We start from the raw sequence: 13,794 nt of genomic DNA, 5'->3' as shown, positions 1-13,794 counted from the left end.
CGGACGGTTGTGCGCGCCTCCCGCTACACGCGAGAGTCAGGGTTTGCCCGGTCGCGCCGTTACCGTCTTGCAGCGCCGTCGTCGACGTGCAGCGCGAGACCAAACGGCAGCCGATGCGGGTCCTTCGACTTTTCGTGGGATGTCCGCAGCGCCACCCAAGAATTCACATAGATCTGGAGATATCACATGCGTTTGATCCTTTTGGGTGCACCCGGCGCGGGTAAGGGCACTCAGGCAAACTTCATCAAGGAAAAATTCGGCATTCCGCAGATTTCCACCGGCGACATGCTGCGCGCGGCCGTCAAGGCCGGCACGCCGCTCGGAGTCGAAGCGAAGCGCTTCATGGATGCCGGCGAACTGGTCACGGACGAACTCATCATCAATCTGGTGAAAGAGCGTTTGCAGCAGCCGGACTGTGCGAACGGCTATCTGTTCGACGGTTTTCCGCGCACCATTCCGCAAGCTGAAGCCATGAAGCAGGCCGGCGTTCCGATTGACTACGTGCTGGAGATCGACGTGCCGTTTGACGAGATCATCGTGCGCATGAGCGGCCGCCGCTCGCACGCGGCGTCCGGCCGTACGTATCACGTCAAGTTCAATCCGCCAAAGGTGGAAGGCGTGGACGACGTGACCGGCGAACCGCTGATCCAGCGCGACGACGACAAGGAAGAAACCGTCAAGAAGCGTCTGGAAGTGTACGAGGCGCAAACCAAGCCGCTGATCGAGTACTACAACAACTGGGCGAAGAACGGCGATTCGTCGACTCCGTTGGCCGCGCCGCAGTATCGGCGCATTTCCGGCCTCGGCAGCGTCGACGAAATTCGTGACCGCGCGTTCGAGGCGTTGAAGTAAGCCCGGTTCCGTTTGTGTTCGCTTCAGGAAAGACCCGCCCTTGCCGGCGGGTTTTTTTATGCAACGAAGGATTCGAGTGCAGCGAACGATTTCTCCGCGCCCAGGCCTGATATTAATTAGCCATCCGTAGCGTTTCGCTCCGCTCGCATGCCGTCGAAGGCGCGTAAATCAGCCGCCTGCCCGCTTCGCTTTCCGCATTGCAGCATAGCCGTTACAATCGTTTATCGAAAAGATATTCGATCTCGACATTACTGAACCGTAGCAAAGGAGAAGACATGGAGATTCGCGACAACGTTTTCCTGATCACCGGCGGTGCATCGGGACTGGGCGCAGCCACGGCGCGCCTGTTCGTCGAAAACGGCGGCAAGGTGGTGCTCGCCGACCTGAATGTGGATGCGGGCGAGGCGCTCGCCAGGGAACTCGGCGGTGTGTTCGTCAAATGCGACGTGAGCCGCGAAGACGACGCCACCCAGGCGGTTGAAGCCGCCACCAGGCTCGGCACGCTGCGCGGCCTCGTCAATTGCGCGGGCGTCGCGCCGGCCGTCAAAACGGTCGGAAAAGACGGGCCGCATCCACTCGACGCCTTTGCGCGCACCATCTCGATCAATCTGATCGGCACCTTCAACATGGTCCGGCTCGCCGCCGCGGCCATGTCGAAGAACGAGCCGAACGCGAATGGCGAGCGCGGCGTGATCATCAACACGGCGTCGGTGGCCGCGTTTGACGGCCAGATCGGCCAGGCGGCTTATGCGGCATCCAAGGCCGGCGTGGCCGGCATGACGCTGCCTATCGCACGCGACCTGTCGCGCAACGCGATCCGCGTGATGACGATCGCACCGGGCATTTTCGAAACGCCCATGCTGCTCGGCATGCCGCAGGAAGTGCAGGACGCGCTGGGCGCGATGGTGCCGTTCCCGCCGCGCCTCGGCAAACCGGCCGAGTACGCGATGCTGGCCAAGCAGATCTTCGACAATCCGATGCTCAACGGCGAAGTGATTCGACTGGACGGCGCGATCCGGATGCAGCCGAAATAAGCTGGCATGCAGCGCGCGGTTTCACAAAGCAAACCGCGCTAAAGAAAAACGCCTGCACATGAATGATCCTGTGCAGGCGTTTTGTTTTGAGCGGGGGTGGCAATGCCCGTTGCCTGGGCGCGCGCTTTTACTCGCGGTCGTCGTGCTGAGCACGCTGACGCAGTTCGTGCAATTGCGATTCCACCATGGTTGCGTCCTCGGCATCCGGCCGGTCGCCGAGATAGCGCTCGAGGTCTTCGACCGCGGGGCGCAGATAATCGAGCCGCGCATAAGCGAAGCCGCGATCACGCACTTCCTCGATACTTTCCGGCAGCAGGATCACGAGACGCTGCTGCACCGCCAGCAGACGCTGCCAGCGTTCCGTCTGAAAATATGTGGACTTCAGATTGCGCAGCATACGCGCAATGATCTCGCGACGCGTGGCCGGTTGGAGCAGCATGCGCAGCGCCCTGCTCACCGATTCGCCCGCCGAGGCCACATACGGCTCCAGCATTTCCACCATTTCCGACTCGGACAGCGAGTGGCCGCTGGTCGGATCGAGCATCACGTCGCCATCGGGCGTGGTTACGCGCAACAGGAAGTGGCCGGGAAACGACACGCCGCGCACCGGCACGCCGATCTGTTCCGCCATTTCCAGATACAGCACCGCCAGCGAAATCGGAATACCGCGGCGACGTTTGAGCACCGCGTTCAGATGGCTGTTGTCGGGGTCGTAATAGTCGTTCAGATTGCTGGCGAAACCCAGTTCGCGAAAGAAGAACCGGTTCAGAATGCCGACCTTCTGCTTGATGTTTGCGTCGTCCGGCATGCGTCGCTGCAAGCGCACCACGAGTTCGTCGATCTCGGCGAGCGTGCCTTGCAGATCGAGATCGGGATAGGCGTCCTGCGCGAGCGAGAGCGCCGCCTCGGTCAGCGGAAGACTGTCGTCTTCGGCGACGAGCGTGCTGAAATAGTCGAGAACTCGCGTCATCGTAATCACTTCACTCGCCTTTTGAAATACGCGTACTTGAAGCCCATCAGCCAAAGCATACCGAAATATAGCGCGGCGAACAGCACGAGGCACGCTGCGAGCAGCACCATGCGGTCGACCGGGCGACTGTGCATGCCGATCCAGTCAAAGCTGATGGCCAGCCAATGCATCGTGCCGGCCAGCACCAGACAGGCGCCGAACAACTGCACGAAAAATTTGAGCCAGCCGCTCGACGGCGTATAGATGCCGCGCTTGCGCAGCCCGAGAAACAGCAGCAACGCATTACCGCAAGCGCCGAGCCCGACGCTCAGCGTGAGCCCCGCATGCGCGAAGATCGGCACGAACAGATAGTTGCTTAACTGCGTGAGAATCAGCACGCCGACGCCGATCTTCACCGGCGTTTTGATGTCCTGCTTCGCGTAGAAACCCGGCGCGAGGATCTTGATGAGAATCAGGCCGATCAGGCCGACGCCATACGCCGACAACGCGCGGGCGACCATCACCACCGAGTTGCCGTCGAACTTGCCGTAGTGAAACAGCGTGGCGGTCAGCGGCTGCGCGAAGAAAAACAGCGCGACGGCGCTCGGCGCGGCCAGCAGGAAGGTGACGCGCAAGCCCCAGTCGAGCAGCGACGAATACTCGTGCGGGTCGGCGTCGACGTGCGCTTTCGACAGGCTCGGCAGCAGGATCGTGCCGAGCGCAACGCCCAGCAGCGCGGTCGGAAACTCCATCAGCCGGTCGGCGTAGTTGATCCACGACACGGCGCCCGGCCCGATGCGCGAGGCGATATTCGTGTTGATGATCAGGCTGATCTGCGCGACCGAGACGGCGAACATCGCGGGCACCATCTTCGACAGCACGCGCTTGACGCCGCGATGCGCGAGCGCCTTCAGCGGATTCAATCCGATGCGCGGAATCATGTCGATCTTCTTCAGACCCGGCAGCTGCACGAGGAATTGCAACACGCCGCCGGCGATCACCGCCCACGCGAGCGCATAGACCGGCGTTTGCAGGCGCGGCGCGACGAACACGGCGGCGACGATGAACGCGACGTTCAGCAGAACCGGCGCGAACGCGGGCAGCGAAAAGTTCTTGTACGTATTCAGCACGCCCGACGCCAGCGACGTCAGCGAAATGAAAATGATGTACGGGAACATGATGCGCGTCATGGTGACCGCGAGGGCGTACGCCTGACCCTCGTGCGCGAGGCCCGAGGCGACGATGAACACCACGCCCGACGCGCCTACGACGCCGATGAGCGAGAGGACCGCCAGCGCCCAGGCGAGCACCGTCGAGGTGGCGTCGACCAGTGCTTTGGTGGCGTCGTGACCTTGCTGGTTCTTGAACTCGGCGAGGATCGGCACGAAGGCTTGCGAGAACGCGCCTTCGGCGGAGATACGGCGCAGCAGGTTCGGAATGCGGAAGGCGACGTAGAACGCGTCAGTGTATTGACTGGCACCGAACGCGCGTGCGATCAGCGTTTCGCGGGCCAGTCCGGTCACGCGAGACAGCAGCGTGAAGCCGCTGACCGTCAGCAGGGCTCGGAATAGATTCATGGGGCGCTTATTATACGGGTGCCGCGAGTGCGGACGACGAGCCGGAACGCGATTCGGACCGATTTGCCGCGCAGACGTTCGATCGAAAAACGAATCGCGGCGTCTTTTTGAGCGCGGCCGCGCCGTTCTGGGCCCTCGGACACGCCCCGCCTCCACTTTCCGCGCGGACTGCGGCACGCTTGCTCCATATGGCTGCCGAGCGGGCGCAGGACTTTGCGCAATAGGGCGGCAGAGCTTCGTGACGCTTTCCCGTTGCCACGTGCCTGATTTTGTTGCTATAATCGCCGGTTTCGAAGCTCGCTCAACTTTTCGGACGGGGTTCAGATCGGTCGTACGCTAGCCACAGCTAACCGCGCGCCATCTGCCAACAACCCTTGATTAGCCCGAAAACACAGGCTTGCCTTCGCGTAGTCCGATCGATTTTTTTCGACACTTTTGCGCTCTTGGGCAATCGCTTCCAAGAGTTCGATCTAAAAGCAGCGCCTCACCACTTGAAGGTCAGGTACTGGAAACAGGAACAGGATAAGGAACCGTCATGGCTAACTCCGCACAAGCACGCAAGCGCGCCCGCCAGGCCGCCAAGGCAAACTCGCATAACTCGGCACTGCGCTCGAAGTTCCGCACGGCTATCAAGGCTGTCCGCAAGGCGATCGACGCCGGCGACAAGGCCAAGGCCGCTGAAATCTTCCAGGCATCGTCGAAGACCATCGACATCATCGCCGACAAGAACATCGTTCACAAGAACAAGGCAGCTCGCCATAAGAGCCGCCTCGCTGCAGCCATCAAGGGTCTGCAAGCGTCCGCAGCACAGTAATCCCGGTCAGCCCGCTTCGGTGGGCTACCTCCTGTTTCCGCTGCACAGAAAGGCCCGCCTCGGCGGGCTTTTTTGCTTCGGACCGAAAGATCCGCACTGCACCGCGTAGTCCGTCGCGCTCGTGACTGACGGACTGAGCGTAAAAAAACCCGCTACCGGCGGGTTTTTGTTTTTTCTTTTGTTGTTGCCGAGCCGGCAGGCTCGCGCTAGATCACGTGCCGTTTCTCTTGCGGCGTGGCGTGCTCGAGTTGCAGCTCGCACGCCTCGGTCACGACGAGGTCGTTGTCTTTAGCGAAGTTGAGGACGAAGTCGAAAGCCATGGGTTCGATGTCGCGCAAACGCGAATCGAGAATCACGCACTTGAGGTCGCCGATCATGGTCGGCCGCACGTACCGCGAGTACTGCATATAAGCGTTCGGCCCTTTCCTTGCGCCAGGGCCGAAGCAGGCCATGACGCCGGCAAGACGCTCCGACCAGTCGCTCGGCCGAAACTTTTTTCCCTTCGACGTGATGCCCTGAATGAAATATTCGGTTGGAGCTGCTTCGGCCATGTAGGAATACCTGTGTAACTGCCCAGCGGGATGACGGCAAAACGGACGGCGGAACGGCGCTGAATTGCCTGCTCATTGCTGAAACCCGCCTGAGACCTGCCTGGAACTCGCTGACCATGCCGCGATGGCGAACCACGCCGCCAGAAACCGCGAAGAGCCGGCTAAGCCGCCTTGGTGCTCATCGTAACGGCGCACCGCGAGCAGGTCATTCCGAACCGCGCGAGCCGAGGTCGGCCAAGCGAAATACCGGCCTGCTGGGCTTTGGGATAACCTGCGGATTATAACGCAGAGGACCTTTTTCCGCAGCGCACACAAGACATGTCTAACGGTTTCACAAGGCTTTCAGACAGCTTGCCCAGCCTTTTGGCCGACTCGTCAAATCGGGCGAAATCCTTTATGCTGCATTGAGTTACCACAAACGACGGCGGCGCCGTCCGGCAATCCTGCCGGGTGAGACCGCCGTATTTGTTTCATGACCGCCAAGAAAATTCGCCACTACCTGCAGTTCAAGGATTTCTCGCTGGAAGACTACGAGTACGTGCTGGAACGCGCGCGCATTCTGAAACGCAAATTCAAGAACTACGAGACTTACCATCCGCTGCACGATCGCACGCTGGCGATGATCTTCGAAAAAAATTCGACGCGCACGCGCCTGTCGTTCGAAGCCGGCATCTTCCAGTTGGGCGGCCACGCCGTTTTCATGAGCACGCGTGACACGCAGCTCGGCCGTGGCGAACCGATCGAAGACGCCGCGCAAGTGATCTCGCGCATGGTCGACATCATCATGATCCGCACGTTCGGCCAGGACATTCTCCAGCGCTTTTCCGAGAATTCGCGCGTGCCGGTGATCAACGGGCTCACCAACGAATATCACCCGTGCCAGGTGCTGGCGGACATCTTCACGTACTTCGAGCATCGCGGTCCGATTCGCGGCAAGACGGTCGCGTGGGTCGGTGACGCGAACAACATGCTGTACACGTGGATCGAAGCCGCACAGATTCTCGGCTTCAAGTTGCGCCTGTCCACGCCGCCGGGCTACAAGCTGGACCGCGCCATGGTCGCTGCCGAAAGCGCCCCGTTCTACGAAGAATTCGACGATCCGAACGAGGCCTGCACCGGCGCCGACCTCGTGACCACGGACGTCTGGACCAGCATGGGCTTCGAGGCCGAAAACGAAGCGCGCAAGAAGGCCTTCGCCGACTGGTGCGTCGACGCCGACATGATGGCACGCGCCAACGCCGACGCGCTCTTCATGCACTGCCTGCCCGCCCACCGCGGCGAGGAAGTCAGCGCGGAAGTGATCGACGGCCCGCAAAGCGTCGTGTGGGACGAGGCGGAAAATCGTCTGCATGTGCAAAAGGCCTTGATGGAATACCTGCTGCTCGGCAAGCTGAATCACTGAGCGAGCCGCTCGGTCAGCAAGTTGAGCGGCATCTGCGTGAAGCGCGACGGGGCCTTGAATACGAGGCAAGGCATCCACGTTTAGCGCCACGCATCGAGCCGGCGTCCACGGCCGCGACTGGCCGTAAACGGACCCGGCTTCGACATCGCACTGCCCCAAAAACGCGGGCGACCTGCGGTTTAGTGTCAAAATAGTGGTTTTCCGCGCTCCGGAACCGCCGGCGCGCCTTGTTTTCCCGCTTTCTCCAGCTACGAGTTCACCATGAGCGATATCAAGAAAGTCGTGCTCGCCTATTCGGGCGGCCTCGACACCTCCGTCATCCTGAAGTGGTTGCAGGACAATTACGACGCCGAAGTCGTCACGTTCACGGCCGACATCGGCCAGGGCGAAGAGCTGGAACCGGCGCGCAAGAAAGCCCTGCAACTGGGCATCAAGCAGGACAACATCTTTATCGAAGACCTGCGCGAAGAATTCGTGCGCGACTACGTGTTCCCGATGTTCCGCGCCAACACGATCTATGAAGGCGAGTACCTGCTGGGCACGTCGATCGCGCGTCCGCTGATCGCCAAGCGTCAGATCGAAATCGCCCGCGCCACCGGCGCGCAAGCGGTGTCGCACGGCGCGACCGGCAAGGGCAACGACCAGGTTCGCTTCGAACTCGGTTACTACGCGCTGGAACCGGGCATCAAGGTGATCGCACCGTGGCGTGAATGGGACCTGCTGTCGCGCGAAAAGCTGCTCGCGTACGCGGAAAAGGCCGGCATTCCGATCGAAATGAAGCACAAGCAAGGCGGCGCGCCGTATTCCATGGACGCGAACCTGCTGCACATCTCGTTCGAAGGCCGTCACCTGGAAGACCCGAAGGCGGAAGCCGAAGCCGATATGTGGCGTTGGACCGTGTCGCCGGAACAGGCGCCGGACCAGGCTGAATATCTCGACATCGAATACGAGCACGGCGATCCGGTCGCGATCAACGGCAAGCGTCTGTCGGCTGCGGAAATGCTGACCGAGCTGAACCGTCTGGGCGGCAAGCACGGCATTGGCCGTCTGGATCTGGTGGAAAACCGTTACGTCGGCATGAAGTCGCGTGGCTGCTATGAAACGCCGGGCGGCACGATCATGCTGAAGGCGCACCGCGGCATCGAGTCGATCACGCTCGACCGTGAAGTGGCTCACCTGAAAGACGATCTGATGGCGCGCTACGCGTCGCTGATTTATAACGGCTACTGGTGGAGCCCGGAGCGCCGCGCGATCCAGGTGTTGATCGACCATACGCAAGAGAAGGTGAACGGCTGGGTGCGCGTTAAGCTGTATAAGGGCAGCGTCTCGGTGGTCGCACGCGATTCGAAGGAAACGCTGTTCGACAAAACCATTGCCACGTTCGACGACGACGGCGGCGCTTACAACCAGGCTGACGCCGGCGGCTTCATCAAGCTGAACGCGCTGCGCATGCGGATCGCGGAGAATGCGCGCCGTCAGCGTGACTGACAGCCGGCGTTTTGGCGCAGGATAACTTCGCGGTAACGAAGTCAAGCGCCGCGAGGCGCGGCCGAAGCCAAAACGTAGACGCAAAAAAGGCGCCGGAAGAAAATTCCCGGCGCCTTTTTTATATTCATCAACGAATCGTCACAAACAAACCGGCTCCGCCTCCAACTCCACCCCAAATCGCTCCAGCACATCGCGCTGAATTGCTTTTGCAAGCGCCAGCACCTCCGCCCCGCTCGCGCCGCCGCGATTCACCAGCACCAGCGCCTGCCGCTCATGCACGGCCGCCGCGCCCATCGCACGGCCTTTCCAGCCGCATCGATCGATCAGCCAGCCGGCGGCGAGTTTCACCCGTCCATCCGGCTGAAGGTACGACACGACGTCCGGCTCCCTGGCCTTCAGCGCCTCGAACGGCGCCGCCTCGATCACCGGATTTTTGAAGAAACTACCGGCGTTGCCGAGCTCCAGCGGATCGGGCAGCTTGGCGCGCCGCACCGCCACTACCGCATCGAAGATCGCCTGCGCGCTCGGCGGCGTATCCGCCTGGCCGCTCGCAGCCAATTCGCGGGCGAGATCGGCGTAACCGGCACGCGGCTGCCAGACCTTCGGCAAACGGAACGTCACCGACGTGATCACGAAACGGTCCCGGCCTTCCCGTTTGAAAAAACTGTCGCGATAGCCGAAGCGGCACGCCTGCGCATCCATTTCGATGACGTCGCCGGTAGCCAGTTCCACGGCGCGCAGCGACGCGAAGCGCTCGACCATCTCCAACCCATACGCGCCGATATTCTGAATCGGCGCCGCGCCCACGGTCCCCGGAATCAACGCGAGGTTCTCGAGACCCGGCAAACCTTGCGCCAAAGTCCAGCCGACGAACTCATGCCACGGCTCGCCGCCGGCCGCTTCGACGTACCATGCGTCATCGTCCTCGCGCACGACGCGGCGGCCTCGCAGTGCGATCAGCAGCACCAGGCCGCCAAAATCGCCGGTCAGCACGACATTGCTGCCGCCGCCCAGCACGAGACGCGGCAGGCCGGCTGCGCGCGGATCGCGCATCGCGGCCATTAGTTGCTCTTCACGCTCGATGCGGCAGGCAAACCGCGCGCGCACATCGAAGCCGAAGGTGTTGTGCGCCTTCAGCGGATAGCCGGCCATGAACGCGGCGGAGTGGGTTTGGGACATCGGAATCGGAACAGTGAAACGACGAATCAAGCAGCCGATCAAACCGGCTTCGGGCCCCGGCCGCGCGGCAATGCGCGGCGGCCTTGGGCAAATGGGAGTGGCGTCGGTAAAATGACGTCCGGTCCGTGATTATAGCGAGTGCCCCGTGAGCAGCCGTCCGGTTGCGTCACGCACCGCAGCACTATTGGGAGAAAAAAATGCCATCGTTTGACGTCGTCTGCGAAGCGAACATGATCGAAGTCAAGAACGCGATCGAGCAGTCCAACAAGGAAATTTCCACGCGCTTCGACTTCAAAGGGTCGGACGCGCGCGTCGAACACAAGGAAAACGAAATCACGGCCTACGCGGACGATGATTTCAAACTCGGCCAGGTCAAAGACGTGCTGCTATCGAAAATGGCCAAGCGTAACGTGGACGTGCGCTTCCTCGACCATGGCAAGATCGAGAAGATCGGCGGCGACAAGGTCAAGCAGGTCATCAAGATCAAGAAAGGCGTGTCGGGCGATCTATCGAAGAAAATCGTGCGCCTCGTGAAGGACAGCAAGATCAAGGTCCAGGCGAGCATTCAGGGCGACGCGGTGCGCATCACCGGCGGCAAGCGCGACGATCTGCAAAGCGTGATCGCCATGCTGCGCAAGGACGTGACCGATACGCCGCTCGACTTCAACAACTTCCGCGATTGATCTGCCGGCGCACGTGCGGGCGCCGAACGCGCGCACGGCACCGCGCATGACAGGTGTGCTGGGCGCTCAGCACCAGGCGCTGAGCGCTGGGTAGCCCGTATTGGGCTCGGCGTACCAGGCGCAAAACTGCCGGCGCGTAAGCGGGCGCCTGTCTCTAGCCAGCGCCGCCGTGCTCCACCTGGCATTCGCGCGGAGCCGTGCAGATGGTGCGCAGAGCACCAAAGCCCTAAGCACTAAAGCCCTAAGGCTTTAAAAGCACGAGCGCAAAAGCACCGCACTTCAAACGTCGCTCCCTCCCGCCGGCTTCGCCGCCGCATCCGCCTTCTTCTTGTCTCCGATCCGGCTCTCCTGCCCGCGCATCAGCTTGGCGATATTGCCGCGATGCCGCCACACCAGCAGCGAACTCATCACGACGATCGCTAGCGCGATCACATGCGGTCCGAACAGAAAACCGTCGAAGATCGGCGCGAACACCGCCGCGGCCAACGCCGCCAGCGACGAATAGCGCGTGAAGAACGCCACGATCAGCCACGTCAGCAAAGTCGCGACGCCGAGAATCGGATTGATCGCGAGCAGCACGCCGGCCGCGGTCGCCACGCCCTTGCCGCCCTTGAAGCGGAAGAAAACCGGATACAGGTGACCAAGAAACACGGCCACTGACGCAATCGCCACCGAGGTCTCTTCGAGCCCGTAACGCGCGCCGTAGTGCACCACGAACCACACCGGCAGCCAGCCCTTGAATGCGTCGCCGATCAGCGTGAGAATCGCGGCCTTCTTGCTGCCGCTGCGCAGCACGTTGGTGGCGCCCGGGTTGCCCGAACCATACGAGCGCGGGTCGTCGAGGCCCATCGCGGCGCTCACGATCACGGCAAACGACACCGAACCGATCAGGTAGGCAACGACAGCAACGATCAGGTTTTGCATCTGGGACTCTTATAAGGATCGGCGGTCTGAAACTCGACACCCCAACCGCAACAGGGCGCGCAACTTGGAACAAGGCGGCGCACATTCTACCGAACCCGCGCGCGCAAAACATTCAGGCAAAAGTCAATCGACGCTCGCGCACTGCACCGCCTTCGCCGCCAGCAACTCCGTCAGCACCTTCGGCTCGATGCTGATCAGAAAACCGCGCCGACCGCCGTTCAGCCAGATTTTGTCCATGTCGAGAATGCTCGACTCGACGTACACCGGCATCTGCTTCTTCGTGCCGAAGGGCGAGGTGCCGCCGATCAGGTAGCCGGAATGCCGGTTCGCCACCTCGGGCTTGCACGGCTCGACGCGCTTCGCGCCGATCTGCCGCGCGAGGTTCTTGGTACTGACGGTGCGGTCGCCGTGCATCAACACGATCAGCGGCTTGGCGTGCTCGTCTTCCATCACCAGCGTCTTCACGACGTGATGCTCGTCCACACCGAGCTGGCGCGCCGATTCCCCGGTGCCGCCGTGCTCGACGTAATCATAAGGATGTTCGCCGAAAGCGACGCCATGGCGGCGCAGAAACTGCGTGGCCGGCGTTTCGGAGACGTGTCTGGATTTGCTCATCGGCGCATTGTAATGGCGACTTTGCACAACGGCTATTTGCCGAACGGCTAATTGTGCGGGCCCAGCGGCTGTGGCACGATCGTTCGAGAATCTTTTGACGCACTGTACGTCGACCACCAAATCGTCTTTAGGAGACAGTGTTGAGCTTCGATTCACCCGCCCGTTCCACCATCGACATTCCCGCGCTGCTGGCAGCCCTGCCCGCGCGCATCGCCGACATTCCGGCGCTGGCTGCCGCGCGCGATCCGCAGCACGTCGCCTTGATAGAGGATGCACGCCGCCTCACCAGCGCGCAACTGCTGCAGGCCGTCGACGCCGTCACCGCGCTGCTGCGCGAAGCGGGCGTGCGCGGCGGCGATCGCGTGATGATCGTCGCGGAGAACAGCATCGTGCAGATCGTCCTGCTGTTCGCGACTGCCCGGCTCGACGCATGGGCGCTGGTATCGAACGCGCGCCTGTCCGCCGCCGAACTCGACTCGATCCGTGCGCACGCGCAGCCGCGCGTCGTCGCCTACGCCACGGAAAACTCGGCGGACGCCAAGCTGCACGCCGAGCGCCATCAAGCCATCCAAACATCCCCTATCGCGCCGGACATCGGCGCGTGGTCATACACGGTGGATAACACGGCGATCGCCGAGCCGGTCGAAGCCGCAAGCGAGCGCCAGTGCGCCGCGTTGATCTACACCACGGGCACTACCGGCGCGCCCAAGGGCGTGATGCTGTCGCATCGTAATCTGCTGTTCATTGCCGCGATTTCGAGCCGCCTGCGCAAAGTTGGCCCCGACGATGTCGTCTATGCCGTGCTGCCTATCTCGCACGTGTATGGTTTCGCGTCCGTCTGTCTGGGCAGCCTGCACGCGGGCGCGACCTTGCGGCTCGTGCCGCGCTTCGCGCCAGAAGCCGTCCGCCGCGCCCTCGCCGAGGAACGTGTGTCGATTTTCCAGGGCGTGCCGGCCATGCACGCCAAACTGCTCGAACACCTGCAGACACACGGCCACTCGTGGTCCGCACCGCAATTGCGCTTCGCCTATTCGGGCGGCTCGCCGCTCGATGCCGCCTTGAAAGCGCAGGTGGAAAGCGTCTACGGTCTGCCGCTGCACAACGGTTACGGCATGACCGAGAGCAGCCCGACCGTGTCACACACCATGCTCGACGCGCCGCGCAGCGATTGTTCCGTCGGCGAGGTCATTCCGGGCGTCGAGGTGCGCTTCGTCGGACTCGACGGAATCGACGCAGCGAGGGGCGAGATCGGCGAACTATGGGTGCGCGGCCCCAACGTGATGCTCGGCTACTACCGCAGCCCGGAGCAGACAGCCGCGGTCGTCACCGAAGACGGCTGGCTCAAAACCGGCGACCTCGCGCGGCAGGACGCGGACGGCGCCTTGCATATCGTCGGGCGCAGCAAGGAGCTGATCATACGGTCGGGCTTCAACGTGTATCCGGCCGAGGTCGAACACGTGCTGAACGCGCATCCGCAAGTCGTGCAGTCGGCGGTGATCGGACGCGCGGTGGAAGGTAACGAGGAAGTGGTCGCGTTCGTCGAGTTGCTTGCGGGCGCAGCGGTGACGCCCGCCGAACTGATCGATTGGTGCGGCGAGCGTCTCGCGCCATACAAGCGGCCGGCCGAAGTCAAAGTGCTCGCCGCGCTGCCGGCGGCATCGACGGGCAAGATTCTCAAGCACCGGCTGCGCGAGTTTCTTTGAACGAAGCGCAAGCGCGCCGCGAA

The 13,794-nt window shown here is 62.2% G+C and carries 13 protein-coding genes; 7 read left to right on the top strand and 6 right to left on the bottom strand.

Annotated features, from left to right (window positions below):
- Positions 1-186 precede the first annotated feature (186 nt).
- The gene (gene adk / locus B0G71_RS01800) at positions 187-852 is read left to right on the top strand and encodes an adenylate kinase (protein ID WP_116139352.1); all 666 of its coding nucleotides are present in this window, start codon (positions 187-189) and stop codon (positions 850-852) included.
- 275 nt (positions 853-1,127) lie between these two features.
- The gene (locus B0G71_RS01795; RefSeq protein WP_116139350.1) at positions 1,128-1,886 is read left to right on the top strand and encodes a 3-hydroxyacyl-CoA dehydrogenase; all 759 of its coding nucleotides are present in this window, start codon (positions 1,128-1,130) and stop codon (positions 1,884-1,886) included.
- 127 nt (positions 1,887-2,013) lie between these two features.
- Here B0G71_RS01795 and B0G71_RS01790 read toward each other — a convergent pair whose 3' ends face one another.
- Positions 2,014-2,856 carry a SirB1 family protein gene (locus B0G71_RS01790; RefSeq protein WP_116148268.1) on the bottom strand — a complete coding sequence of 281 codons (843 nt, stop codon included), beginning with the start codon at positions 2,854-2,856 and terminating at the stop codon, positions 2,014-2,016.
- Positions 2,857-2,861: 5 nt separating this feature from the next.
- Positions 2,862-4,412 (bottom strand): murein biosynthesis integral membrane protein MurJ, encoded by a 1,551-nt coding sequence (murJ, locus tag B0G71_RS01785; RefSeq protein ID WP_116118171.1) that lies wholly within the window; start codon positions 4,410-4,412, stop codon positions 2,862-2,864.
- Between the two features lie 535 nt (positions 4,413-4,947).
- Here murJ and rpsT point away from each other — a divergent pair.
- Entirely contained in the window at positions 4,948-5,226 is a 279-nt protein-coding gene (gene rpsT / locus B0G71_RS01780) for a 30S ribosomal protein S20 (RefSeq protein ID WP_012434165.1), read from the top strand.
- Between the two features lie 206 nt (positions 5,227-5,432).
- On the opposite strand, the gene B0G71_RS01775 is transcribed toward rpsT, so the two are convergent.
- Positions 5,433-5,777, bottom strand: coding sequence for a DUF3579 domain-containing protein (locus B0G71_RS01775; protein WP_106286295.1), 345 nt, complete (start codon positions 5,775-5,777; stop codon positions 5,433-5,435).
- A 472-nt stretch (positions 5,778-6,249) separates the two neighbouring features.
- On the opposite strand from B0G71_RS01775, the gene argF reads away from it, so the two are divergent.
- Together argF and B0G71_RS01765 are read left to right on the top strand one after the other, a co-directional pair.
- A complete protein-coding gene (gene argF, locus B0G71_RS01770) occupies positions 6,250-7,179 on the top strand; it encodes an ornithine carbamoyltransferase (protein ID WP_106286296.1) in 930 nt (309 codons plus the stop codon).
- Between the two features lie 261 nt (positions 7,180-7,440).
- Positions 7,441-8,667, top strand: coding sequence for an argininosuccinate synthase (locus B0G71_RS01765; protein WP_106286297.1), 1,227 nt, complete (start codon positions 7,441-7,443; stop codon positions 8,665-8,667).
- Between the two features lie 138 nt (positions 8,668-8,805).
- Here the strand turns inward: B0G71_RS01765 and murB are convergent, their stop codons facing one another.
- On the bottom strand, positions 8,806-9,846 hold the full coding sequence (gene murB, locus B0G71_RS01760; RefSeq protein ID WP_116148267.1) for a UDP-N-acetylmuramate dehydrogenase: 1,041 nt from the start codon (positions 9,844-9,846) through the stop codon (positions 8,806-8,808).
- Positions 9,847-10,043: 197 nt separating this feature from the next.
- Between murB and B0G71_RS01755 the strand changes: the two genes are divergently transcribed.
- A complete protein-coding gene (locus tag B0G71_RS01755) occupies positions 10,044-10,529 on the top strand; it encodes a YajQ family cyclic di-GMP-binding protein (RefSeq protein WP_012434170.1) in 486 nt (161 codons plus the stop codon).
- A gap of 279 nt (positions 10,530-10,808) precedes the next feature.
- On the opposite strand, the gene plsY is transcribed toward B0G71_RS01755, so the two are convergent.
- Together plsY and ybaK are read right to left on the bottom strand one after the other, a co-directional pair.
- Entirely contained in the window at positions 10,809-11,453 is a 645-nt protein-coding gene (plsY, locus tag B0G71_RS01750; protein ID WP_116139348.1) for a glycerol-3-phosphate 1-O-acyltransferase PlsY, read from the bottom strand.
- Positions 11,454-11,576: 123 nt separating this feature from the next.
- Positions 11,577-12,068, bottom strand: a complete 492-nt coding sequence (gene ybaK, locus B0G71_RS01745; protein ID WP_116118173.1) for a Cys-tRNA(Pro) deacylase — start codon at positions 12,066-12,068, stop codon at positions 11,577-11,579.
- Between the two features lie 140 nt (positions 12,069-12,208).
- Between ybaK and B0G71_RS01740 the strand changes: the two genes are divergently transcribed.
- Complete coding sequence (locus B0G71_RS01740; protein WP_116139346.1) at positions 12,209-13,771, top strand: class I adenylate-forming enzyme family protein; 1,563 nt, start codon at positions 12,209-12,211, stop codon at positions 13,769-13,771.
- Positions 13,772-13,794: the final 23 nt, after the last annotated feature.

It is taken from the genome of Paraburkholderia sp. BL27I4N3, assembly GCF_003386115.1.
GTDB lineage: Bacteria > Pseudomonadota > Gammaproteobacteria > Burkholderiales > Burkholderiaceae > Paraburkholderia.
Note: the sequence above shows the minus strand (reverse complement) of the source record. Positions and strands in the feature narration are given on the sequence as shown.

Coding starts and splice junctions, on each gene's coding strand:
- adk (WP_116139352.1), top strand. CDS start 187: ATGCGTTTGATCCTTTTGGGTGCACCCGGCGCGGGTAAGGGCACTCAG.
- B0G71_RS01795 (WP_116139350.1), top strand. CDS start 1,128: ATGGAGATTCGCGACAACGTTTTCCTGATCACCGGCGGTGCATCGGGA.
- B0G71_RS01790 (WP_116148268.1), bottom strand. CDS start 2,856: ATGACGCGAGTTCTCGACTATTTCAGCACGCTCGTCGCCGAAGACGAC.
- murJ (WP_116118171.1), bottom strand. CDS start 4,412: ATGAATCTATTCCGAGCCCTGCTGACGGTCAGCGGCTTCACGCTGCTG.
- rpsT (WP_012434165.1), top strand. CDS start 4,948: ATGGCTAACTCCGCACAAGCACGCAAGCGCGCCCGCCAGGCCGCCAAG.
- B0G71_RS01775 (WP_106286295.1), bottom strand. CDS start 5,777: ATGGCCGAAGCAGCTCCAACCGAATATTTCATTCAGGGCATCACGTCG.
- argF (WP_106286296.1), top strand. CDS start 6,250: ATGACCGCCAAGAAAATTCGCCACTACCTGCAGTTCAAGGATTTCTCG.
- B0G71_RS01765 (WP_106286297.1), top strand. CDS start 7,441: ATGAGCGATATCAAGAAAGTCGTGCTCGCCTATTCGGGCGGCCTCGAC.
- murB (WP_116148267.1), bottom strand. CDS start 9,846: ATGTCCCAAACCCACTCCGCCGCGTTCATGGCCGGCTATCCGCTGAAG.
- B0G71_RS01755 (WP_012434170.1), top strand. CDS start 10,044: ATGCCATCGTTTGACGTCGTCTGCGAAGCGAACATGATCGAAGTCAAG.
- plsY (WP_116139348.1), bottom strand. CDS start 11,453: ATGCAAAACCTGATCGTTGCTGTCGTTGCCTACCTGATCGGTTCGGTG.
- ybaK (WP_116118173.1), bottom strand. CDS start 12,068: ATGAGCAAATCCAGACACGTCTCCGAAACGCCGGCCACGCAGTTTCTG.